Raw genomic sequence first — 22,198 nt, forward strand, 5'->3', positions numbered from 1 at the left:
CCGGCCGCGGGTACGGAGACGTTTTGCGTGAGCCCGTGTGGTCTGCACCAGGCGGGGCCGCGACCCGTAGGGTGGGCGCGTGACGTTGACGCTGCTACCCGCGGTGGACGTGGCTGACGGCCAGGCCGTCCGTCTGGTCCAGGGCGAGGCCGGATCCGAGACCTCCTATGGCGACCCCCGTGAGGCGGCGCTGACCTGGCAGCGTGACGGCGCCGAGTGGATCCATCTGGTCGATCTCGACGCGGCCTTCGGCCGTGGCTCCAACCGGGAGCTGATCGCCGAGGTCGTCCGCTCCGTCGACGTCGCCGTCGAGCTCTCCGGCGGCATCCGCGACGACGAGTCCCTCGACGCCGCGCTGGCGACCGGGGCGGCCCGGGTCAACATCGGCACCGCCGCGCTGGAGAACCCGGACTGGGTCCGCGCGGCGATCGACCGCGTCGGTGACCGGATCGCGGTCGGCCTGGACGTCCGCGGAACCACCCTCGCCGCCCGCGGCTGGACGCGTGACGGCGGCGAGCTCTACGAGGTTCTCGCCCGCCTCGACGCCGACGGGTGCGCCCGTTACGTCCTCACCGACGTCCGCCGGGATGGAACGCTGACCGGTCCGAACGTCGAGCTGCTGCGTGCCGTGACGGCCGCGACGAAGCGGCCGGTGGTCGCCAGCGGCGGGGTCTCCTCCCTGGACGATCTGCGGGCCATCGCCGCGGTGCCCGGTGTCGAGGGCGCCATCATCGGCAAGGCGCTCTACGCCGGCGCGTTCACCCTGCCCGAGGCCCTGGCCGTCGCGGCGGGCGCGGGTGCGGCGGCGGGGACGGCGTCGGGCTCGCCGTGACGGTCGCGGTCCGGGTGATCCCCTGCCTCGACGTCGACGGCGGCAGGGTTGTCAAAGGGGTGAACTTCACCGACCTGCGCGACGCCGGTGACCCGGTCGAGATGGCCCGGCTCTACGACGCCGAGGGCGCCGACGAGCTCACTTTCCTGGACATCACCGCGTCCAGCGGCAACCGGGAGACCACGTACGACATCGTCCGGCGCACCGCCGAGCAGGTCTTCATCCCGCTCACCGTCGGCGGGGGAGTGCGTGCGGTCGATGACGTCGACCGGCTGCTGCGGGCCGGCGCCGACAAGGTCGGCATCAACACGGCCGCGGTGGCGCGCCCGGAGCTGGTCCGCGAGTGCGCGCTGCGGTTCGGCAGCCAGTGCATCGTGCTCTCCGTCGACGCGCGCCGCTCCCGTGAGCCGGGTGGCCCGCTGTTCGAGGTGACGACGCACGGCGGGCGTCGCGGTACCGGCATCGACGCGGTGGAGTGGGCGGCGCGCGCCGTCGAGCTGGGCGCCGGCGAGATCCTGCTGAACTCGATGGACGCCGACGGCACGCAGGACGGCTACGACCTGAAGATGATCAGTGCGGTGCGGGCGGCGGTGGACGTGCCCGTGATCGCCAGCGGCGGGGCCGGTCGGCTCGACCACTTCGCCCCCGCCGTCGCCGCCGGAGCCGACGCGGTGCTCGCGGCCAGCGTCTTCCACTTCGGGCGGATGCGGATCTCCGAGGTGAAGAAGGAGCTGCGCGACGCGGACATCCCGGTCCGCTGACGCGCCGCCGGGCGTGCGCGGCGCTGTGGGGGAGCACCGCGCGAACGTTGACGGAACTTCGGCTGTCCAGCTGAGGTCAGCTCACCCATGACGGTGTGAAACACCCCCGCGGCAGGCCAGGATGGCGGCGCGCCGGAGAACCGCGGGGGCGTCCACCGGCCACGGCCGCCGTGAAACAACGACCCACCCACCGGGTGCTCGGACCCGCTGACCTGCTGACCGGGACTTTTGGCCAGGACAGCCGCGTTGGTGACGAGCAGTCGATGCTGGTGATCGRCGGTCTGACAGCGACCGCGAAACGGAGGAGTGCGGTGCCCGGTGACCTCGCGTCCAGCGTTGCGGCCAGCCTCGCTCCCCGCAGACGGGCGCGGGCGTGCGTGGCGGATGTCGCCGTGGGTGCCACGGATGGCGCCGAGGCCGTAACAGCCGCCGAGGCCGAGGCCGAGGCCGTTGCCGCGGAGGCGGACGCCGCCGCGGGTGCCACCGGCGCCACAGCCGCCACCGTTGACGTTCCTGCGCCCCGGGCCGGGGCGGCCCGGCCGGCGGTGGCGGGCGCGGGCGGTCACGCGCCCGGGGTGATCGGGCGCGGGCTGGGCATCCTCGCGAACGCGGTGCGAGAGGAGCCGCGGATCTTCGCCGCGGCCTTCGTCGGCAGCTCGCTGTACGCGTTGGCGACGGTGGCGACCTCGCTGGCGCTGGGCGAGATCACCGAGCGGGTGGTGGTCCCGAGCATCCGGGACGGTCACGCCGACTGGGGCACGCTGCTCGGCGCCGGTGCGATCATGGTCGGTATCGGGTTCGCGCGCGCGTGCGGCCTGTTCCTGCGCCGGCTGGTCTCCGGGATGATGCAGTACCGGCTGCAGGCCACCTACCGACGCCGGGTCACCCGCCAGTACCTTCAGCTGCCGCTGGCGTGGCACCAGCGGCACTCCACCGGCTCGCTGTTGTCGAACGCGAACGCCGACGTCGAGGCGACCTGGGCACCGATCGCGCCGCTGCCGTTCGCCGCGGGCGTGCTGGTCATGCTGGCCGCCGCACTGGGGCTGCTGGTCGCGACGGACCCGCTGCTCGCGCTGGTGGGGTGCGTGGTGTTCCCCGCCTTCGGCGCCGTCAACATCATCTACGGGCGCCTGGTGTCACCGCTGTACGGGCGGGTCCAGCAGCTGCGCGGTGAGGTCAGCGGCGTCGCACACGAGTCGTTCGACGGGGCGCTGGTCGTCAAGACGCTCGGCCGGGAGGCCGATGAGACGTCCCGCTTCGAGGTGAAGGCGCAGGAGCTGCGCGACGCGATGGTCCGCGCCGGCCGGATCCGCGGAATGTTCGACCCGGTCATGGAGGCGCTGCCCAACCTGGGTGTGCTCACCGTGATCGTGGTCGGCGCGGTCCGTATCGACGCCGGCTCGCTCACGGTCGGCGAGCTGGTGCGGGTGGCGTACCTGTTCACCCTGCTGGCGTTTCCGATCAGGGCGATCGGATGGGTCTTCGGCGAGCTCCCGCGGTCGGTGGTCGGTCATGAGCGGGTGGCGGCGGTGCTCGCGGCGAGTGGCGGGCTCACCCACGGCACCGCCCGGCTCGCCGGGTCCGGTCCGGCCGCGCTGCAGGTGAGCGGAGTCGGCTACCGGTATCCCGCGCCGGCGGCGGGCCGGCCCACCGCCGAGGACGTCGCCGACCCTGCCGGCACCGTGGATCCTGCCGGCACCGTGGATCCCGCCGACAGCGTGGACGTCGCCGCCGACGCCGTGGACGCCCTGGACGCGGTGGGCGTCGGGCGGGCGGCGCTGTCCGGCGTCACGTTCGACGTGCCGCCCGGCCGGGTGGTGGCGCTCACCGGCCGCACCGGCTCGGGCAAGTCAACCCTGGTGAACCTGCTCGCCCGCCTCATCGACCCGAGCGGTGGCACGATCCGTCTCGACGGGGTGGACCTGCCCGAGCTCGCGGCCGGCGAGGTCACCGGCGCGGTCGCGCTCGTCCCTCAGCAGACGTTCCTGTTCGACGACACCGTGCGGGCCAACGTGGCGCTGGGCCTCGACGTGGGCGACGACGAGATCTGGGAGGCCCTGCGCCGCGCCCAGGCGGACCGTTTCGTGCGCGCGCTGCCTGCGGGCCTGGACACCCGCGTCGGCGAGCGAGGAACCACGTTGTCCGGCGGCCAGCGCCAGCGCATCGGCCTGGCCCGCGCGCTGGTCCGCCATCCGCGGCTGCTCATCCTGGACGACGCGACCTCCAGCGTCGACCCGCGGATCGAGGCGTCCATCCTCGCCGATCTGCGGGCCCGGGCCGGCGCCGCCACGGTGGTGATCGTCGCCTATCGCCGCTCGACGGTCGAGCTCGCGGACGAGGTCGTCTTCCTGGCCGGCGGCCGGGTGGTCGCGCAGGGTACGCACCGGGAGCTGCTGAGTCGCTCGCCTGGTTATGCCGAGCTGCTTACCGCCTACGACGAGGCGGCGGACGGGCGGTCGCCGGCCGCCGCGGTCCCGGCCGTTCCGGAGGTCGCGCCGTGAGTCGCAGCGCCGTTGGTCGCAGTGCCGTGAGTCCTGGTGCTGCTGTGGGCGCCGGTGCTGTGGGCGCCGGCGCGGTGAGGGATGGCGCGGTGCACGGTGGTGCAGTGGTGGGTGGAGGTGCGGTGGTGGGTGGAGGTGCGGTGGGCGAGGGGCTGTGGGCGACCCTCGGCCGGCTGCACCGGCTGGTGCCGGAGCTGACCGCCGGGATCCTCGGCACGCTCGGACTGGCGATCATCGCCACGGTGGGCAAGGTGGTCGTCCCCGTGGTCATCCAGCAGGCACTGGACCGCGGTGTGTGGGACGGCGGGGCCGACCTGGGGGTCATCGGGATCTCGGTGGGTTTCGCGGCCGTCGCCATCGGAGTCACCGCCGTCGCCGCCTACCGGATGAACGTCCGGCTCTACCGCCTGTCGGAGAGCGCGCTCGCGACCCTGCGGGTCCGGGCGTTCCGGCACGTGCATGACCTGTCGATGCTCAGCCAGTCCGAGCAGCGGCGCGGGTCGCTGACCTCGCGGGTGACCACCGACATCGACACCATGTCGCAGTTCCTGCAGTTCGGCGGCGTCATGTTGATCGTCTCGCTGGGGCAGATGGTCATCGCGACGGTCCTGATGTTCGTCTACTCCTGGCAGCTGACGCTGGTGGTGTACGCGTTCTTCGTGCCGCTGGTCCTCGCGACCCACCGGTTCCAGAAACGGCTGGCCCGCCGGTACGGCGTGGTGCGGGAGCGGGTCGGCGAGATGCTCGGCGCGATCGCCGAGTCCGTGGTGGGCGCACAGGTGGTGCGCGCGTACGGGTCGCAGCAGCGGACGGCCCGACGGATCGGGACCACGGTGGAGGACTACCGGGTCGCCCAGACCCAGGCGCAGACGCTGGTGGCCGGGGTGTTCGCCGGGGTGGAGATCGTCGCCGCGCTGACGACGGCGTCGGTGGTCGTGCTGGGGGTCGCGCTCGGCGTCGACGACTCGCTGACGACCGGCCAGCTCGTGGCCTTCCTGTTTCTGCTGACGCTGTTCGTGATGCCGATCCAGTCGCTGACCGAGGTGCTGAACGAGGGCTCCAACGCCATCGCCGGGCTCCGGCGGGTCGTCGACGTGCTCGACACGCCGACCGACATCCGCGACCCCGGTGCCGACGGCGGGGGGCGCCTGCTGCCGGACGGCCCGCTGGGGGTCCGGTTCGACCAGGTCGGCTTCGCCTACCCAGGCGGACCGCCGGTGCTCCACGACGTGACCCTCGACCTGGCGGCCCGGACGAGGGTGGCGGTCGTCGGCGAGACCGGCTCCGGCAAGACGACCATGGCGAAGCTGCTGACCCGGCTGATGGACCCCACCGACGGCACCGTCCTGATCGGCGACGTCCCGCTGGGCGAGGTGCGTTTCGACTCGCTGCGCCGCCGCGTGGTCATGGTGCCGCAGGACGGCTTCCTGTTCGACCTGACCGTGGCGGGCAACGTCCGCTATGGGCGCCCCGACGCCACCGATGAGGAGATCATGGTGGCGTTCGAGCAGCTGGGGCTGGGGGAGTGGCTGGCCGGCCTGCCGGCCGGGATCGCCACCAGGGTCGGTGAACGCGGCGATCTGCTCTCGGCCGGCGAGCGCCAGCTCGTCGCGCTGGCCCGGGCCCAGCTGGCCGACCCGGACCTGCTGGTCCTCGACGAGGCGACCTCCGCGGTGGACCCGGCCACCGAGGTCCGGATCGCCTCGGCCCTGCTGGCCCTGACCCGCGACCGGACGTCCGTCACGATCGCGCATCGGCTCTCGACGGCCGAGGCCGCGGACGAGGTGATCGTGGTGGACGCGGGCCGGGTCGTCCAGCGCGGCACGCACGCCGACCTCGTCGCGGTTCCCGGGGTGTATCGGCGGCTGCACGAGTCCTGGGCCGCCGGGGTCTCCTCCCGCTGACGGCGGGCCGGCCCGCCGGCGGCAGTGTGCCGGCGCCAGGGGCGCCAGGTCGCGCCCGGCTCACAGCGCCGGGTTACGCGGCCGGCTCATGGGGCCGGCTCACAGCGCGGGCTCGCGGCCGGCCTCGCCGCGGCAGGCAGAATAGGGTGGGTGACCGCACCAGCCTCAGCTCTCGATCCCGCCATCGCCCGCCAGCTCAAGCGGGACGGGGCGGGCCTGTTCCCGGCCGTAGCCCAGCAGTACGACACGGGCGAGGTCCTCATGCTCGGCTGGATGGACGATGAGGCGCTGCACCGGACCCTCACCACCGGCCGCGCCACCTACTGGAGCCGAAGCCGGTCCGAGTACTGGGTCAAGGGAGACACCAGCGGGCACGTGCAGTGGGTTCGCTCGGTCGCTCTCGACTGCGACGGGGATACCGTGCTCGTCCGGGTGGACCAGGTGGGGGTGGCTTGCCACACGGGGGAGCGCACCTGCTTCGTCGGTCGGGAGCTGCCCGTCGAGGCCGGCCCGGCCGCGTCGGAAGTGTCGGCCGCGGCAGCGTCGGGCGCGGCAGCGTCGGCCGGGGACCGCGCCTCCGTGACGGCGTCGACGAGGGGAGCAGGTCGATGACGACCGGCGTGATCACGCCCACCCGCGAGGAGTTCCACCAGCTCGCGGCGCACCAGCCGGTCGTGGCGGTGTCCCGGCGCCTGCTGGCCGACGGCGAGACCCCGGTCGGGGTGTACCGCAAGCTGGCCGGCGGCCCGGGCACGTTCCTGCTGGAGTCCGCCGAGCATGGCGGTGTGTGGTCGCGGTACTCGTTCATCGGGGTACGCGCCGCCGCCACCCTCACGGAACGTGATGGCCAGGCCGTCTGGGTGGACGGGGTGCCGCCGCCGGGCCTGCCGAGCGGTGGTGATCCGCTGGAGGTCCTGCGGGCCGTCGAGCGGCAGCTCTGCTCGCCCCGCCCGGAGGGGACCCCGCCGCTGCTCGGTGGCCTGGTCGGCTACCTGTCCTACGACATCGTCCGGCGCATCGAGCGGCTGCCGGCGAACTCCGTCAATGATCTCGGGATTCCCGAGCTGCGGATGTTGCTGACGACCGACCTCGCCGTCCTGGACCACACCGACGGGTCGTGCCAGCTGGTGGCGAACGTCTTCACCGGCGTCACCGGCGTCACCGGCGTCACCGGAAGCGGCGGGGGGGCAGAGGGCGCCGGTACCGCCGGTACCGCCGAGCTGGACGCGGCTTACGACGACGCGGTGCACCGGATCGAGGTGATGACGGCCGATCTCGGCAAGTGGAGCGAGCCGACCGTGGCTACCACGACCGGGGCCGTCACCGGGGTAAGGGACTTCGTCTCCGCCACCGAGGCCGGTGGCTACCGGGCCGCGATCGAGCGGTCGATCGAGGAGATCCGCGCCGGCGAGTGCTTCCAGATCGTCGTCTCGCAGCGTTTCGAGCGCCCCACCTCCGCCGACGCGCTGGATGTGTACCGGGTCCTGCGGGCGTCCAACCCCAGCCCGTACATGTATCTGCTGCGCTTCGCCGATCATGACGTCGTCGGGTCCTCGCCCGAGGCACACGTCAAGGTCACGGGCCGCCGAGCACTGCTGCACCCGATCGCCGGCAGCCGGCCGCGGGGCGAGACTCCCGAGCACGACGCCGAGCTGGCCGCCCAGCTGCTGGCCGACCCGAAGGAACGATCCGAGCACGTCATGCTGGTGGACCTGGTCCGCAACGATCTCGGGCGGGTCTGTGTGCCGGGCTCGGTGCGGGTCGTCGAGTTCGCCGCGGTCGAGCGGTTCTCGCACATCATGCACATCGTCTCCACCGTGATCGGTCAGGTCGCGCCCGAACGCAGCGCCGTCGACGTGCTGGCCGCCACCTTCCCCGCGGGCACCCTGTCCGGAGCCCCGAAGGTGCGCGCCATGGAGATCATCGACGAGCTGGAGCCGACCCGGCGTGGTCTCTACGGGGGCGTGGTCGGCTATCTCGACTTCGGCGGCGATCTGGACACCGCCATCGCCATCCGCACCGCGGTGCTGCGCTCCGGCATGGCCTATGTGCAGGCCGGCGCCGGCATCGTCGCGGACTCGGTGCCGGAGACGGAGGATCTGGAGAGCCGGACGAAGGCCGCCGCGGTGCTCCGCGCGATCGAGGTGGCGGAGTCGCTCCGCTCGCCGTCATGACCTCGACGCCCGACATGCCCACCACGACACCACCCGACCGGCATCCCGATGGCAGCACCGCGGCCGACGGGGCCGCCGCGCCGGCTGCTGACCAGGCCCGACGGGCCCGTCGGGAACGGATGCTGGCCATCGTCGGGTGCCTGGTCGGCGCGGCAGCGGTGCTGTTCAGCGCTGGTTCCACCTGGGTGTCGGCCCGTGTGCAGTCAGGGGTGGGGGAGAAGGTGGTGGCGGCGCCGCTGGCGGTGAACTGGTCCGGCAGCTCGCTGGCACCGGCGGTGACCGCCCTCGGGCTGCTCGGCCTCGCCGGGACACTGGCGATCATCGCGACCCGGCGGCTGGGCCGGACCGTGGTGGGAATCCTCGTGCTGCTCGCGGGCATCGCCATTCTCGTGACGGCGGGTGGGATCGCCATCGATCCGATGGGCGCTGTCCGCGGCACGGACGAGGTTCAGGCCGTGGTACCCGTGGGGGAGCCGACGATCACTGGGCTCTCCCGCACCGCCGGACCCTGGTCGGCCTCGTTCGGCGGCCTGGTACTGGCCGTCACGGGCGCTGCCGTGGTCGCCCGCGCGCGGACCTGGCCGGCCATGTCCGGCCGTTACCAGGCCCGCGTAGCCGCACCCGTTGACGCCTGGGACGCCATCGAGCGGGGCCAGGACCCCACCTGATCATCGGAGCCGCCCTTCCTGGCCAGCGAGGCGCGGCGAGCCGCTCGTGCCGGGCCGGCCGGTGTGGGTCTCGGGCGGCCGCGGCGGGAGCGTACGCGGGGACTGCTGGCGGCCCAGGGCCGCCAGCGTCAGGTGGTTGCGCTCAACATCCGCCTCAAGCAGACGGATGAGCACGTCCATTCGGGCGATGCGGCGGTCGAGCTCCCGGATCTGAGCAAGAAGTAGCTGGTGCTCCGTGTCGGTGTCGAGAAGCCGCCGTGAGCCCGCGCCCGTGGCGGCCCCTGGGCGACCTGCGGGCGCGCTCCCCGGTGGCCCTGCGGGCGTGGGCCGGGGCGGGACGGCGGTCGCCCGCCGGGGCGCGACGGCGCCCGGGGCGCCCGCTGGGCTGGCCGCTGCCGGGCCCGTGGGCTCGGTAGCCGTGCCGCCGGCGTGCAGCGGCTCCGCGGGGCTGGAGACGGGCGTGCCCGGCGCGGTGCCGGGAACGGCTGACGATGATCCTGCATTTCGATCGGTCCTCTCGTCCGGACCACCTTCCGGCCCGCCCGAAGCGGGCTGCCCATCCGGCTCGGAACCGCTGCCGCTGGCGGGACGGGCGGACCACACAGCCGAGGACGCCCAGGCCGCGATGGGCCATCGCGCGCCCATCGCCTGCCCCGCGGAGCCGGCCGGATCTGACTCCCATGCCGCGTTCGGTGCATTGCCGATCTCCACCGCCGCGCTCCATGCCAGGCCCACCTGATCTGTCACCCGATCCGTCATCACGCTTCCCCCAAGCAGCTCCGTCGAACGTGTGTTCGATGATACGGGTCGGTCGTGGGGCGTCAAAGTCGCCGGGGGGCGGGCGTGTCGCGACGCCGAGCGCCGGTTTCGTGACGTGTCCGTGTCGGTGCGGCGGGTGTCAGTAGCAACGGCGTCACCACTACGCTCGCGAACCATTCCGTCACCGGGTGGGAGATACCTCTAATTCATCTGGCCTCGACGTCGACGTCAGGGCGGTATGGGCCCAAATCGACAACGGAGAAGCAACGACAGGTCGTGACCGCTCGACGCCGTGAGTGGGGGTGGCGGGCCGGCGTCGTGCGCCTGTCCTACCATCGGCCCCATGGCCGCGACTGGCGCGAGCGCGGGGCGATGAACGCTCTCGACGAGATCCTCGACGGGGTCAGAGCAGATCTGGCTGAACGCGAGCGAGAGACGTCCCTGGCAGCTCTCAAACAAAGAGTGGAACGTGTACCGGACCCCCGGGACGCGCTGGCGGTGCTGCGTGCGCCGCGGGTGTCGGTGATTGCGGAGATCAAGCGCCGCTCACCGTCGAAGGGGGCACTGGCGGCGATCACCGAYCCGGCCGGGCTGGCCTCGCTCTATGAGCAGGCCGGCGCGGCGGCGGTGAGCGTCCTCACCGAGCGGCGGCGCTTCGGCGGGTCCCTTGCGGATCTTGATGCCGTCCGGGTAGCGGTGGACATCCCGGTCCTGCGCAAGGACTTCGTGGTGTCGCCGTACCAGGTGCTGGAGGCGCGGGCGCATGGTGCCGACCTGGTCCTGCTGATCGTGGCCGCGCTCGACCAGCCACGCCTCATCGGGCTGCTGGAGCGGGTCGAGTCGCTGGGAATGACCGCGCTGGTCGAGGTGCACGACGAGGAGGAGATGGTCCGTGCGCTCGACGCGGGAGCCCGGCTGATCGGGATCAACGCCCGGAACCTGCGCACGCTCCAGGTCGACAGGGAGACGTTCGCGCGGCTGGCACCGATGGTTCCCCACGGAGTGCTGAAGGTCGCCGAGTCCGGCGTGCGCGGTCCCCACGACCTCCTCCAGTACGCCGGCGCGGGTGCGGACGCCGTTCTGGTGGGCGAGGCCGCCGTCACCGGTGGCGACCCGCGGCAGTTCGTCGCGGACCTCGTGACGGCCGGAACCCATCCGGCAACCCGCATCGCGCACTGATCCCGCACGCGGCCGACGCCCCGGCCCGGATCCGGGGCGGCGTCCCGCGCATGCCGGGTGGGCCGCATGCCGGGCGGGCCGGGGCGTGACGTGATGCCCGGCCGGGAGCGGGACCGGGAGCACGGTGCGGTGCCCATGGCGTCCCGCCGTGTCCGGACGGTCCCCGTCTGGCCGCAGCTCTCCCGCGGTCACCTTGGTGGGGTCGGGCGCCGGTACAGTCAGGGCCGTGACTGCTCGATCCGCTGGAACGCTTGCCGGCTCCTCCGACGCGACTGACCCGACCCGCCCGGGCGCGGTCGGTGCGGCCGATCAATGGTCGTCCGTCGAAGCGGCCCGGAGCTGGCAGTCGGTTCCGGACGTGTCAGGTCACTACGGGCGTTTCGGTGGGCGTTTCGTGCCCGAGGCGCTGTTCGCCGCGCTCGACGAGCTTTCGGCCGCCTACGAGGCCGCCCGGGTCGACCCGGCCTTCACCGGTGAGCTCGACCGGCTGCTGTCGACCTATGCCGGCCGCCCGACGCCGCTGACCGCCGCGGATCGGCTGACCGAGAAGATCGGTGGCGCGCGCATCCTGCTCAAGCGGGAGGATCTCGCCCACACCGGCTCGCACAAGGTCAACAATGTGCTGGGGCAGTGCCTGCTCACCCGCCGGATGGGCAAGACGCGGGTGATCGCCGAGACGGGCGCCGGTCAGCACGGTGTGGCGACCGCGACCGCCTGCGCCCTGCTGGGCCTGGAGTGCGTCGTCTACATGGGCGAGGAGGACACCCGCCGGCAGGCTCTCAACGTGGCGCGGATGCGCCTGCTCGGCGCGGAGGTCGTCGCGGTCGCGTCCGGCAGCCGCACCCTGAAGGACGCCATCAACGAGGCCATGCGTGACTGGGTGGCCACGGTCGACTCGACGCACTACTGCATCGGGTCGGTGATGGGGCCTCATCCGTTCCCGATGATGGTGCGTGACTTCCAGCGCATCATCGGGGTGGAGGCGCGTCAGCAGACCCTCGACCTGCTCGGCCGCCTGCCGGACGCGGTGGTCGCCTGTGTCGGCGGCGGGTCGAACGCGATGGGCATCTTCCACCGTTTCATCCCGGACACAGAGGTCGCGCTGATCGGTTGCGAGGCCGGTGGTGACGGGGTCGCCACCGGGCGCCACGCGGCCGCCATCGCCGGCGGGGCACCCGGTGTCCTGCACGGCATGCGGACCTTCCTGCTGCAGGACGAGGACRGGCAGACCCAGGTCTCCCACTCAATCTCCGCCGGGCTCGACTACCCGGGCATCGGCCCCGAGCACGCGTTGCTGCACGAGACCGGGCGCGCCACGTACCGGGTGGTCGACGACACCGCGGCGATGGACGCGCTGGGGCTGGTGGCCCGCACGGAGGGCATCCTCGTGGCCATCGAGAGCGCRCACGCCTTCGCCGGCGCCTTCGAGGTCGCCCGTGAGCTCGGCCCCGAGGCCGTCGTGCTGGTCAACTGCTCCGGTCGCGGCGACAAGGACGTCGACACGGCTGCCCGCTGGTTCAACCTGTTGGACGAGGGCGCCGAGTCCCCGGGCGCAGGCGACGCCGCGGGCACCTCTCCATCCGCCTGATCACGACGACGAGGAACGGATCCACGGTGCGGAGTCAGTTGGCACAGAGCGCGTCAGTGCAGGTCCAGTCGGGCGCCCAGGCCCAGGCAGGCGAGGCGGAGCGGTTCAGCCCGCTGGACCGGGCCTTCGCCCGGGCCCGCGACGAGGGGCGTGCCGTCCTCGTCGGCTACCTTCCCGCGGGCTTCCCGACAGTGGAACGCGGGATCACCGCGATGCGGGCCATGGTTGCGGYCGGGGTGGACGTCGTCGAGGTCGGTCTGCCCTACTCCGACCCGACCATGGACGGGCCGGTCATCCAGGACGCCGCCGATGCCGCCCTGCGCGGCGGAGTCACGACGCGGGATGTGCTGCGTACGGTCGAGGCGGTCGCCGAGACCGGAGCGCCGACACTGGTGATGACCTACTGGAATCCGGTGGAGCGATACGGCCTGGAGGCGTTCGCGGCCGACCTGGCCGCGGCCGGCGGGGCGGGAGCGATCACTCCCGACCTGCCGCCCGAGGAGGCCGACCGCTGGCTCGCGGCCTGTGCCGCCCATGGCCTGGACCCGGTCTTCCTGGTCGCGCCGAGCTCCACGCCCGAGCGGCTGCGCCTGGTCACCGGGCACAGCCGTGGCTTTGTCTACGCGGCGTCGACAATGGGTGTCACCGGGGCACGCGCCGAGGTCGGGGCCAAGGCCGGTGATCTTGTCGCCCGGGTGCGTGAGGTGACCGGCCTGCCGGTCGCCGTCGGGCTGGGAGTCAGCAACGGGGCCCAGGCCTCGGAGGTCGCGAGCTTCGCGGACGGGGTCATCGTCGGTTCGGCCCTCGTCCGTGCGCTCGCCACCGACACCGCGACCGACACCGGGGCCGGTCAGGGCGGTGACCCCGGTCTCGCCGCGGTCACCAGTCTGGCGGCCGAGCTTGCCGCGGGTGTGCGCTCGGCCTCTGTCTGACCTGTTCCCGTGAACATCCCGCGGTCGCTCCGTGGGCGCTCCGTTGCTGTTCTGTGGTCCACCCGGGCCCGGTCTGTCTGATTGCGCCAGGTATATCCCCTGTGGTCTCGTGGGTTGCGGGAAGTGTGCCCGGCGCATTCCCGATTGCGGCTGCGTTGCTCGTGGGACTGGCCTCGCAGCATCGGACGTCCGGGGCGATAGCCTGACCCCCGTGGTGCTCGCTGCTATACCCAGTCCATCCCGAGGAGTCGTGCATCTGGGGCCCGTCCCCCTGCGCGCCTACGCTCTGATGATCGTCATCGGGATCATCGTCGCTGTTGTCGTGACCGCTCGGCGGTTGCGGGCACGCGGCGTGGATCCCGTGGTCGCCAGCGAGGTCGCGTACTGGGCGGTCCCGTTCGGCATCGTCGGCGCGCGGATCTACCACGTGGTCAGCAGCCCCGAGGCCTACTTCGGCAAGGACGGCGACCTGGTCGCGGTCTTCGAGGTCTGGAACGGTGGCCTGGCGATCTGGGGCGCGGTCGCCGGTGGGGCGCTCGGCGCCTGGATCGCCTGCCGACGGATGGACGTGTCGTTCGGCCTGTTCGCGGACGCGCTCGCGCCCGGCCTGGCTCTCGCGCAGGCGATCGGGCGGTGGGGGAACTGGTTCAACCAGGAGCTGTACGGCCGCGCGACGGATCTGCCCTGGGCGGTCCGGATCGATCCGGCGCACCAGATGATCCCGGGAGTCTCGACCTACCACCCGACCTTCCTTTACGAGTCGCTGTGGAACCTGGTCGTCGCGGGGGTCCTGCTGCTCGTCGACAGGCGTAAACGGCTTGGCCGCGGGCGGTTGTTCTTCCTCTACGTGGCGCTTTACACGATCGGGAGACTGTGGATCGAGGCGCTGCGGATCGACACCGCGGAGAAGGTCCTCGGCTTCCGGATCAACATCTGGGTCTCGATCGTGGTCTTCCTGCTCGCGGTGTTGGCGCTGGCGCTCGTTCGGCGCCCGATCGACGCCAACGTCGGCTGGCCCCCGGCGCCCGGCGTCGGGGACACCCCGGACGCCGAGGCCGGTGCGGGCGCGGACAGCGAGGCCGGCGTGGAGGGCGGGACCGACTCGGCCGGCAAGGCGGAGACGCCAGGCAGGACGGACCCGGCTGGCAAGGGGACCGGGGCCGGCGATACTGGCGCGACTGGCAAGGCGGGCCCCGAGGGCAGGGCGGCCGCGGCCGGCGCGACGGAGGCGACCGCGCCCGGTGGGCCGGGCATCGACGCCGGCAAGGGCGCTGCCACGGTCAGCGCGGACCATCCCGGTGACCGGGCGACCGAGCCGGCCGTAGCCGTCCCGGCTCCGGGCGGCTCGGCCGCCGCGGTCGCGGTGCCGACTGCTGGTGCCGGTGCTGGTGTCGGCGCGGATGCGACGGCTGGGAACGCGCCCAGCGGTCCGGATGTCGCCGCCGGTTCCGCCGTCCCGGGTTCTGGCACCGCCGGTCCTGCCGGGACTGCGGGTGCGGGCTCGGCCGGCCGGGACTGACCGAGGCAGGCCGCCCTCGACGAACAGGGTGGCTTGCCGTGACAGGGCGGAATACCGGAGATCGCACGGAGGGTGGGCGGATCCACGACAAACTGGATCCGTACACTGCTTATAGGCAGGAGATCCTCACCCTGCTCGTCCGGTTCGCGGCGGCTGGCTGCCTGGCGGTGCGCCCTGTGACGGGAATGTTGCCTCCCTGTCACTTGTCCGCTTTTGGTGGCCCCTTACCGGAAGTTCTTTGATCACCTGTGAAATCTGGCGTCATCTCGCTGTGATCTGACGGACATGAGCGACCACGGCGGATGCGGCTTGCGCATGGCACACTCGGTAGAGGCGCGGAGCTGATGAGCAGCCCGTCATTCGCCGCGCCACCCTCCGGACAACGTCGTCCGCTCCCATCGGCCCCTGAAGATGGACGGGACACCTCCGGATGTCGACTGCGCAAGGTCTCTATGACCCCTCGTTCGAACACGATGCCTGTGGCGTCGGCTTCGTTGTCGATGTGCATGGCCGGCGTAGCCACGAGCTGGTCGATCAGGGGCTGACAGTCCTGCGCAATCTTGATCATCGCGGTGCGTCCGGCAGCGACCCCGACACCGGCGACGGTGCGGGCATCCTGGTTCAGGTGCCGGACGGCTTCTTCCGTGACGTCGTGCAGTTCCCGCTGCCGGCGCCGGGCCGGTACGCCGTCGGCACGATCTTCCTTTCCCAGATCGCCGGCGAGCGCGACGACGCCGTCCGGGCGATCAGCCGGATCGTGCGCCAGGAGGGCCTGCGGATCCTCGGCTGGCGGGAGGTCCCGACGGTCGGCCACCTCGTCGGTACCGCGGCGCGTGAGGTCGAGCCGTGGATGCGGCAGATCTTCCTCGCGCTGCCCGGCGAGCCGACCGGGGCCGCCGCGGCTGATCCGGCGCAGGCTCAGGACGGGTCCGGGGCGGCCGGCGCGGCGGGTGCGACCGGCTCCGCGTCCGACGACGGATTCGACGTGATGGAGCTCGAGCGCCGCGCCTACTGTGTACGCAAGCGGGTCCGGCGCGAGACCGGTGCCTACATGCCGTCGCTGTCAGCCCGCACCATCGTCTACAAGGGCATGCTGACGACGCATCAGCTCTCCGCCTACTTCCCGGACCTCGACGACCCGCGGTTCGACAGCGCCATCGCGCTGGTCCACAGTCGGTTCTCGACGAACACCTTCCCGAGCTGGCCGCTGGCACACCCGTACCGGCTGATCGCCCACAACGGCGAGATCAACACCGTGCGCGGCAACCGTAACTGGATGCGCGCGCGGGAGGCGCTGCTGGCCAGCAACCTCATCCCCGGCGACCTGGCGCGGCTGTTCCCGATCTGTGAGGACGGTGCCAGCGACTCGGCCAGCTTCGACGAGGTGCTCGAGCTGCTGCACCTGGGCGGGCGTTCGCTGCCGCACGCGGTGCTCATGATGATCCCGGAGGCGTGGGAGAACCACGAGGAGATGGACCCGGCCCGCCGGGCCTTCTACGAGTTCCACTCCGCGCTCATGGAGCCCTGGGACGGCCCGGCCTCCATCGCCTTCACCGACGGCACGATGATCGGCGCGGTGCTGGACCGCAACGGCCTGCGCCCGTCCCGCTACTGGGTGACCGACGACGGCCTGGTCGTGATGGCCTCCGAGGTCGGCGTGCTGGACATCCCGCCGCACAAGGTGGTGCGCAAGGGCCGCCTGCAGCCTGGGCGGATGTTCCTCGTCGACACCGCGAAGGGCCGGATCGTCAGCGACGACGAGGTCAAGTCGGCGCTGGCGAACGCCGCGCCGTACGAGGAGTGGCTGCACGCCGGCGTCATCTCCCTGGACGATCTGCCCGAGCGGGAGCACATCCTGTACGGGCACTCGTCCGTCCTGCGCCGCCAGCAGGTCTTCGGGTACACCGAGGAGGAGCTGCGGATCATCGTCGGCCCGATGGCGCGCTCGGGGGCCGAACCGATCGGGTCGATGGGCACCGACACCCCGGTCGCCGTGCTCTCCACCCGGCCGCGGCTGCTGTTCGACTACTTCACCCAGCTGTTCGCCCAGGTCACCAACCCGCCGCTGGACGCGATCCGGGAGGAGCTGGTCACCAGCCTCGCCCGCACGCTCGGCCCGGAGGGCAACCTGCTCGACCCGACTCCGGCGTCGGCCCGGATGGTGCACCTGCCGTTCCCGGTGATCAGCAACACCCAGCTGGCGCGGATCATCGGCATCAACGACGACGGTGACATGCCCGGCTTCGCGTCGGTGACGGTACGTGGTCTGTACGACGTCCAGGGTGGCGGTGCCGCGCTGGCCGCGCGCCTCGCGGAGATCTGTGCCGGTGTCAGCGAGGCCATCGCCGACGGTGCCCGCATTGTGGTCCTCTCCGACCGCGACTCCGACGAGCACAAGGCGCCGATCCCGTCCCTGCTGCTGACCGCGGCGGTGCACCACCACCTGATCCGTGAGAAGACCCGGACGAAGGTCGGCCTCATCGTCGAATGCGGTGACGCCCGCGAGGTCCACCACATCGCGCTGCTCACCGGCTACGGCGCGGCTGCGGTCAACCCGTACCTGGCCTTCGAGTCGATCGACGACCTGCTCGCCAGTGGCGAGCTCACCGGCGTCGACCGTGAGCAGGCCGAGAAGAACATGATCAAGGCGCTCGGCAAGGGCCTGCTCAAGGTGATGTCCAAGATGGGCATCTCCACGGTGGCGAGCTACACCGGGGCCCAGGTCTTCGAGGCGATCGGGCTGTCGCAGGAGCTGGTCGACGAGTACTTCGTCGGCACGCCCAGCCGGCTCGACGGCGTCGGCATCGACGTCATCGCCGAGGAGGTCGCGGCCCGGCACCGGCGCGCGTACCCGACGGTCCCCTCCGAGCTCGCGCACCGCACCCTGGAGGTCGGCGGCGAGTACCAGTGGCGGCGTGAGGGCGAGCTGCACCTGTTCAACCCGGAGACCGTCTTCCTGCTCCAGCACGCCACCCGCAGCCGCCAGTACGACCTGTTCCGCGAGTACACCGCGAAGGTCGACGACCTGGCCCGGCAGAACGCGACGCTGCGCGGCCTGTTCGCGCTGCGTGACACCGGGCGTGGCCCGATCCCGATCGACCAGGTCGAGCCGGCCTCCGAGATCGTGAAGCGGTTCGCGACCGGCGCCATGTCGTACGGCTCGATCAGCGCCGAGGCCCATGAGACGCTCGCGATCGCGATGAACCGCCTCGGCGGGAAGTCGAACACCGGCGAGGGCGGCGAGGACGCGCGCCGCTTCACCCCGGACGACAACGGTGACCTGCGCCGTTCGGCCGTGAAGCAGGTGGCCAGCGGCCGGTTCGGGGTGACCAGCGAGTACCTGGCGAACGCCGACGACATCCAGATCAAGATGGCGCAGGGCGCGAAGCCGGGCGAGGGCGGCCAGCTGCCCGGGCACAAGGTCTACCCGTGGATCGCGAAGACCCGGCACTCGACCCCGGGCGTCGGCCTGATCTCGCCGCCCCCGCACCACGACATCTACTCGATCGAGGACCTCGCCCAGCTCATCCACGACCTGAAGAACTCCAACCCCAAGGCGCGGGTGCACGTCAAGCTCGTCGCCGAGGTCGGGGTCGGGACGGTGGCCGCGGGTGTCTCCAAGGCGCACGCCGACGTCGTGCTGATCTCCGGCCATGACGGCGGCACCGGGGCGTCGCCGCTGACGTCGCTCAAGCACGCCGGCGCGCCGTGGGAGCTCGGCCTCGCCGAGACCCAGCAGACCCTGCTGCTCAACGGCCTGCGGGACCGCATCGTCGTGCAGGTCGACGGCCAGATGAAGACCGGCCGGGACGTGGTCATCGGTGCCCTGCTGGGTGCTGAGGAGTTCGGCTTCGCCACCGCGCCGCTCGTCGTCGCGGGCTGCGTGATGATGCGCGTCTGTCACCTGGACACCTGCCCGGTCGGCGTGGCGACGCAGAACCCGGAGCTGCGCAAGCGGTTCACCGGCCGCCCCGAGTTCGTGGAGGCGTTCTTCACCTTCATCGCCGAGGAGGTGCGCGAGCACCTCGCCGCGCTGGGCCTGCGCAGCATCGCGGAGGCGGTGGGCCGGGTCGACCTGCTCGACGCCCGGGCGGCGATCGACCACTGGAAGGCCTCCGGGCTCGACATCACCCCGCTCCTGCACACGCCGGAGCGGCCGTTCGGTGGCTCGCTGCACTGCACCGCGAGCCAGGACCACGGCCTGGACAAGGCGCTCGACAACTCGCTGATCCAGCTCTGCGAGGGCGCGATCGAGGACGGCCGGCCGGTCTGGCTGGAGATGCCGATCCGCAACGTCAACCGGACGGTCGGCACCATGCTCGGCTACGAGGTGACGAAGAGGTACGGGGCGGCCGGGCTGCCCGACGACACGATCTCGCTGCGGTTCACCGGCTCCGCCGGGCAGAGCTTCGGCGCGTTCGTCCCCCGCGGGATGACCCTCACCCTGGAGGGGGACGCCAACGACTACGCCGGCAAGGGCCTCTCCGGCGGGCGGCTCATCGTCTTCCCGCCGAAGGAGGCGCCGCTGCGGGCGGAGGAGAACATCGTCGCCGGCAACGTGCTGCTCTACGGGGCCACCGCGGGCGAGGCGTACTTCCGCGGCATCGTCGGCGAGCGGTTCTGCGTGCGTAACTCGGGCGCCGTCGCGGTGGTCGAGGGCGTCGGAGACCACGGCTGCGAGTACATGACCGGCGGTGTCGTCGTCGTCCTGGGCTCGATCGGCCGCAACTTCGCGGCCGGGATGAGCGGTGGCGTCGCCTATCTTCACAAGCCGGTGCTCCAGCGCATCAACACCGAGATGGTGGACGTCGACCCGCTCGACGACGATGACCGGGTCGCGCTGCGCGGGCACATCGAGAAGCACTACCGGGAGACGGGCTCCGCTGTCGCAGCCCGGCTGATCTCCCGCTGGGCGGACGAGCAGGACCACTTCGTGAAGGTCATGCCGCGCGACTACAAGCGAGTCCTGGCTGCCATGCGCAGGGCGCAGGAGCAGGGCCTGCCCGTCGACGAGGAGATCATGGCGTCGTCCCGCGTCTGACCAGGTCACCACGCGGGTACCGACCCATTGATCCAACGAAGAACCAGACCGCGACAGGAGTGTCATGGCTGACCCGACCGGGTTTCTCAAGCACCGCCGGGAGCTGCCCTCACGTCGGCCGGTGGACCTGCGTCTCACCGACTGGCGCGAGGTGTACGAGCCGTTCTCCGAGCCGGCGCTGCGCGACCAGGCCGGCCGGTGCATGGACTGCGGCATCCCGTTCTGCCACAACGGCTGCCCGCTGGGGAACATCATTCCCGAGTGGAACGACCTCGCCCGCCGCGGGGACTGGACCGAGGCGATCGAGCGGCTGCACGCGACCAACAACTTCCCGGAGTTCACCGGGCGGCTGTGCCCGGCGCCGTGCGAGGCGGCCTGCGTGCTCGGCATCGGCGACGATCCGGTGACGATCAAGCAGATCGAGGTCACCATCATCGACCGTGCCATCGCGGACGGGGTGGTGACCCCGGTCCAGCCGTCGGTGCGGACCGGGCGCCGGGTCGCGGTGGTCGGTTCGGGCCCGGCCGGGCTGGCCGCCGCCCAGCAGCTGACCCGGGCCGGCCACGAGGTGGTGGTCTACGAGCGTGCGGACCGCGTGGGCGGCCTGCTCCGCTACGGCATCCCCGAGTTCAAGATGGAGAAGAGCGTCCTCGACAACCGTCTCGCGCAGATGGAGGCAGAGGGCACCTCGTTCATCACCTCCTGCAACGTCGGTGTCGACCTCACCGCGGACGAGCTGCGGTCGTCCTACGACGCGGTCGTCCTCGCCGGCGGGTCGACGGTGGGCCGTGACCTGCCGGTGCCGGGCCGGGAGCTCAACGGCATCCACCTGGCCATGGACTTCCTGGTGCCCGCGAACAAGGTCCAGCTCGGTGACCTGGATCGGACGACCATCTCCGCCGAGGGCAGGCGGGTGGTGATCATCGGCGGTGGTGACACCGGGGCCGACTGCCTGGGCACCTCGCACCGCCAGGGCGCGGTGTCCGTCCACCAGCTGGAGATCATGCCCCGGCCGCCGGCGTCGCGCGCCCCGGCGAACCCGTGGCCGACCTTCCCGCTGCTCTACCGGGTCACCAGCGCGCACGAGGAGGGCGGCGAGCGGGTCTTCGCCGTGTCCACCGAGCGGTTCCTCGGCGATGACGACGGCAACGTGCGGGCGCTGCTCATGCACGAGGTCGAGATGGTCGACGGCAGGCCCCGCAAGATCGAGGGGACCGACACCGAGCTGCCCTGCGACCTGGTGCTGCTGGCCATGGGCTTCGTCGGGCCCGAGCGCCCGGGCCTGCTGGAGCAGCTCGGGGTCGACCTCGACCCCCGTGGCAACGTCGCCCGCGACCTGGGCTGGTCGACGTCCGTCCCCGGTGTGTTCGTGGCCGGTGACATGGGCCGCGGTCAGTCGCTGATCGTCTGGGCGATCGCTGAGGGGCGCTCGGCCGCGGCGGCCGTCGACCGGTATCTGATGGGCACGACGGACCTGCCCGCTCCGATCCTGCCGACCCGACGGCCCTGACGGCCTTTACGGCCTTTACGGCCAGCCGACCCTGACGATTGGTCAGGAACGGCCCGGACCGAGGGAGGTGAGCTGCCTTCCATCGAGTCCGGGCCGGGCCCTTTTGTCCTTTTGGTGCGGCTGTCGACGGCGCAACTGCCTGTAGCGTGCAGGGCATGAGGCTCGTGCTGCTCGGTCCACCCGGTGCAGGCAAGGGAACCCAGGCCGCACGTATCAGCGCGCGTCACGGCGTTCCCGCGATCTCGACGGGCCAGCTCTTCGACCAGCAGATCTCCGCCGGCACCAGCCTGGGCCGGCGGGCGGAGCGCTACGTCCGTGCCGGTGAGCTGGTCCCCGACGAGATCGTGCTGGACATCGTCGCGGACCGTCTCACCACCGGTGCCGACTGCGGGGCCGGCTTCCTGCTCGACGGCTTCCCCCGGACGCTGCCACAGGCCGAGGCCCTCGACCGCATGCTGGACGCCTCCTGCGGCCCGCTGGATGTCGTGATGGATCTCGAGGTCGACCAGGCCGAGGTGCTGGCGCGGATCAGCCGGCGTGCGCTGTCCGAGGGCCGCGTCGACGACACCGCCGAGACGGCGCGGCGCCGCATGGAGGTCTTCACCGCGGAGACGGCACCGCTGCGCAGCCACTACGGGGAGCAGGGCCTGCTGCGGACCATCGACGGTTCCGGCACGCCGGACGACGTCGCGGCGCGGATCGAGGAGGCTCTGACGGCCGTCCTCCACCCGCAGCTGCGTGCGAGCCAGCCCTGAGCTGATCTCTGAGTGTTCCCCGGCCGGCGGAACCGATCTCTGATCGGCCCGGCCGGGATAGGTTGGAAGCCGTCC

15 protein-coding genes are annotated in these 22,198 nt (G+C 72.1%); 14 read left to right on the forward strand and 1 reads right to left on the reverse strand.

The features are described 5' to 3' along the window. Positions 1-79 precede the first annotated feature (79 nt). From priA to CcI49_RS01270, 7 genes are all read left to right on the forward strand, one after another. Complete coding sequence (gene priA / locus CcI49_RS01240) at positions 80-832, forward strand: bifunctional 1-(5-phosphoribosyl)-5-((5-phosphoribosylamino)methylideneamino)imidazole-4-carboxamide isomerase/phosphoribosylanthranilate isomerase PriA (RefSeq protein WP_054564225.1); 753 nt, start codon at positions 80-82, stop codon at positions 830-832. Continuing rightward, positions 829-1,593, forward strand: a complete 765-nt coding sequence (gene hisF / locus CcI49_RS01245; protein ID WP_006544432.1) for an imidazole glycerol phosphate synthase subunit HisF — start codon at positions 829-831, stop codon at positions 1,591-1,593. The genes priA and hisF overlap by 4 nt, the downstream gene beginning before the upstream one ends. A 263-nt stretch (positions 1,594-1,856) precedes the next feature. Next, entirely contained in the window at positions 1,857-4,094 is a 2,238-nt protein-coding gene (locus tag CcI49_RS01250) for an ABC transporter ATP-binding protein (protein WP_241839850.1), read from the forward strand. 140 nt (positions 4,095-4,234) lie between these two features. Further along, complete coding sequence (locus CcI49_RS01255) at positions 4,235-5,998, forward strand: ABC transporter ATP-binding protein (protein ID WP_076824185.1); 1,764 nt, start codon at positions 4,235-4,237, stop codon at positions 5,996-5,998. Between the two features lie 150 nt (positions 5,999-6,148). Further along, positions 6,149-6,610 carry a phosphoribosyl-AMP cyclohydrolase gene (gene hisI / locus CcI49_RS01260; RefSeq protein ID WP_076823712.1) on the forward strand — a complete coding sequence of 154 codons (462 nt, stop codon included), beginning with the start codon at positions 6,149-6,151 and terminating at the stop codon, positions 6,608-6,610. Beyond that, the gene (locus CcI49_RS01265; protein ID WP_076823715.1) at positions 6,607-8,172 is read left to right on the forward strand and encodes an anthranilate synthase component I; all 1,566 of its coding nucleotides are present in this window, start codon (positions 6,607-6,609) and stop codon (positions 8,170-8,172) included. The genes hisI and CcI49_RS01265 overlap by 4 nt, the downstream gene beginning before the upstream one ends. Next, complete coding sequence (locus CcI49_RS01270; RefSeq protein WP_054564221.1) at positions 8,169-8,840, forward strand: Trp biosynthesis-associated membrane protein; 672 nt, start codon at positions 8,169-8,171, stop codon at positions 8,838-8,840. Before CcI49_RS01265 ends, CcI49_RS01270 begins: the two co-directional genes overlap by 4 nt. On the opposite strand, the gene CcI49_RS41380 is transcribed toward CcI49_RS01270, so the two are convergent. After that, on the reverse strand, positions 8,841-9,587 hold the full coding sequence (locus tag CcI49_RS41380) for a hypothetical protein (RefSeq protein ID WP_131830967.1): 747 nt from the start codon (positions 9,585-9,587) through the stop codon (positions 8,841-8,843). A 384-nt stretch (positions 9,588-9,971) separates the two neighbouring features. Here CcI49_RS41380 and trpC point away from each other — a divergent pair, with 384 nt between their 5' ends. From trpC to CcI49_RS01310, 7 genes are all read left to right on the forward strand, one after another. Next, positions 9,972-10,778 (forward strand): indole-3-glycerol phosphate synthase TrpC, encoded by an 807-nt coding sequence (trpC, locus tag CcI49_RS01280; protein ID WP_006544439.1) that lies wholly within the window; start codon positions 9,972-9,974, stop codon positions 10,776-10,778. A 358-nt stretch (positions 10,779-11,136) separates the two neighbouring features. Next, complete coding sequence (trpB, locus tag CcI49_RS01285; protein ID WP_241839851.1) at positions 11,137-12,366, forward strand: tryptophan synthase subunit beta; 1,230 nt, start codon at positions 11,137-11,139, stop codon at positions 12,364-12,366. A 113-nt stretch (positions 12,367-12,479) separates the two neighbouring features. Further along, positions 12,480-13,298, forward strand: coding sequence for a tryptophan synthase subunit alpha (gene trpA / locus CcI49_RS01290; protein WP_241839867.1), 819 nt, complete (start codon positions 12,480-12,482; stop codon positions 13,296-13,298). A 211-nt stretch (positions 13,299-13,509) separates the two neighbouring features. Beyond that, the gene (lgt, locus tag CcI49_RS01295) at positions 13,510-14,817 is read left to right on the forward strand and encodes a prolipoprotein diacylglyceryl transferase (RefSeq protein WP_076823721.1); all 1,308 of its coding nucleotides are present in this window, start codon (positions 13,510-13,512) and stop codon (positions 14,815-14,817) included. A 430-nt stretch (positions 14,818-15,247) separates the two neighbouring features. Continuing rightward, complete coding sequence (gene gltB, locus CcI49_RS01300) at positions 15,248-19,858, forward strand: glutamate synthase large subunit (protein ID WP_076823723.1); 4,611 nt, start codon at positions 15,248-15,250, stop codon at positions 19,856-19,858. A 64-nt stretch (positions 19,859-19,922) separates the two neighbouring features. Continuing rightward, positions 19,923-21,368, forward strand: coding sequence for a glutamate synthase subunit beta (locus tag CcI49_RS01305; RefSeq protein ID WP_054564215.1), 1,446 nt, complete (start codon positions 19,923-19,925; stop codon positions 21,366-21,368). A gap of 155 nt (positions 21,369-21,523) precedes the next feature. Further along, the gene (locus tag CcI49_RS01310; RefSeq protein WP_054564214.1) at positions 21,524-22,123 is read left to right on the forward strand and encodes an adenylate kinase; all 600 of its coding nucleotides are present in this window, start codon (positions 21,524-21,526) and stop codon (positions 22,121-22,123) included. The last annotated feature ends 75 nt before the right edge of the window (positions 22,124-22,198 follow it).

The organism is Frankia sp. CcI49, assembly GCF_001983215.1.
GTDB lineage: Bacteria > Actinomycetota > Actinomycetes > Frankiales > Frankiaceae > Parafrankia > Parafrankia irregularis.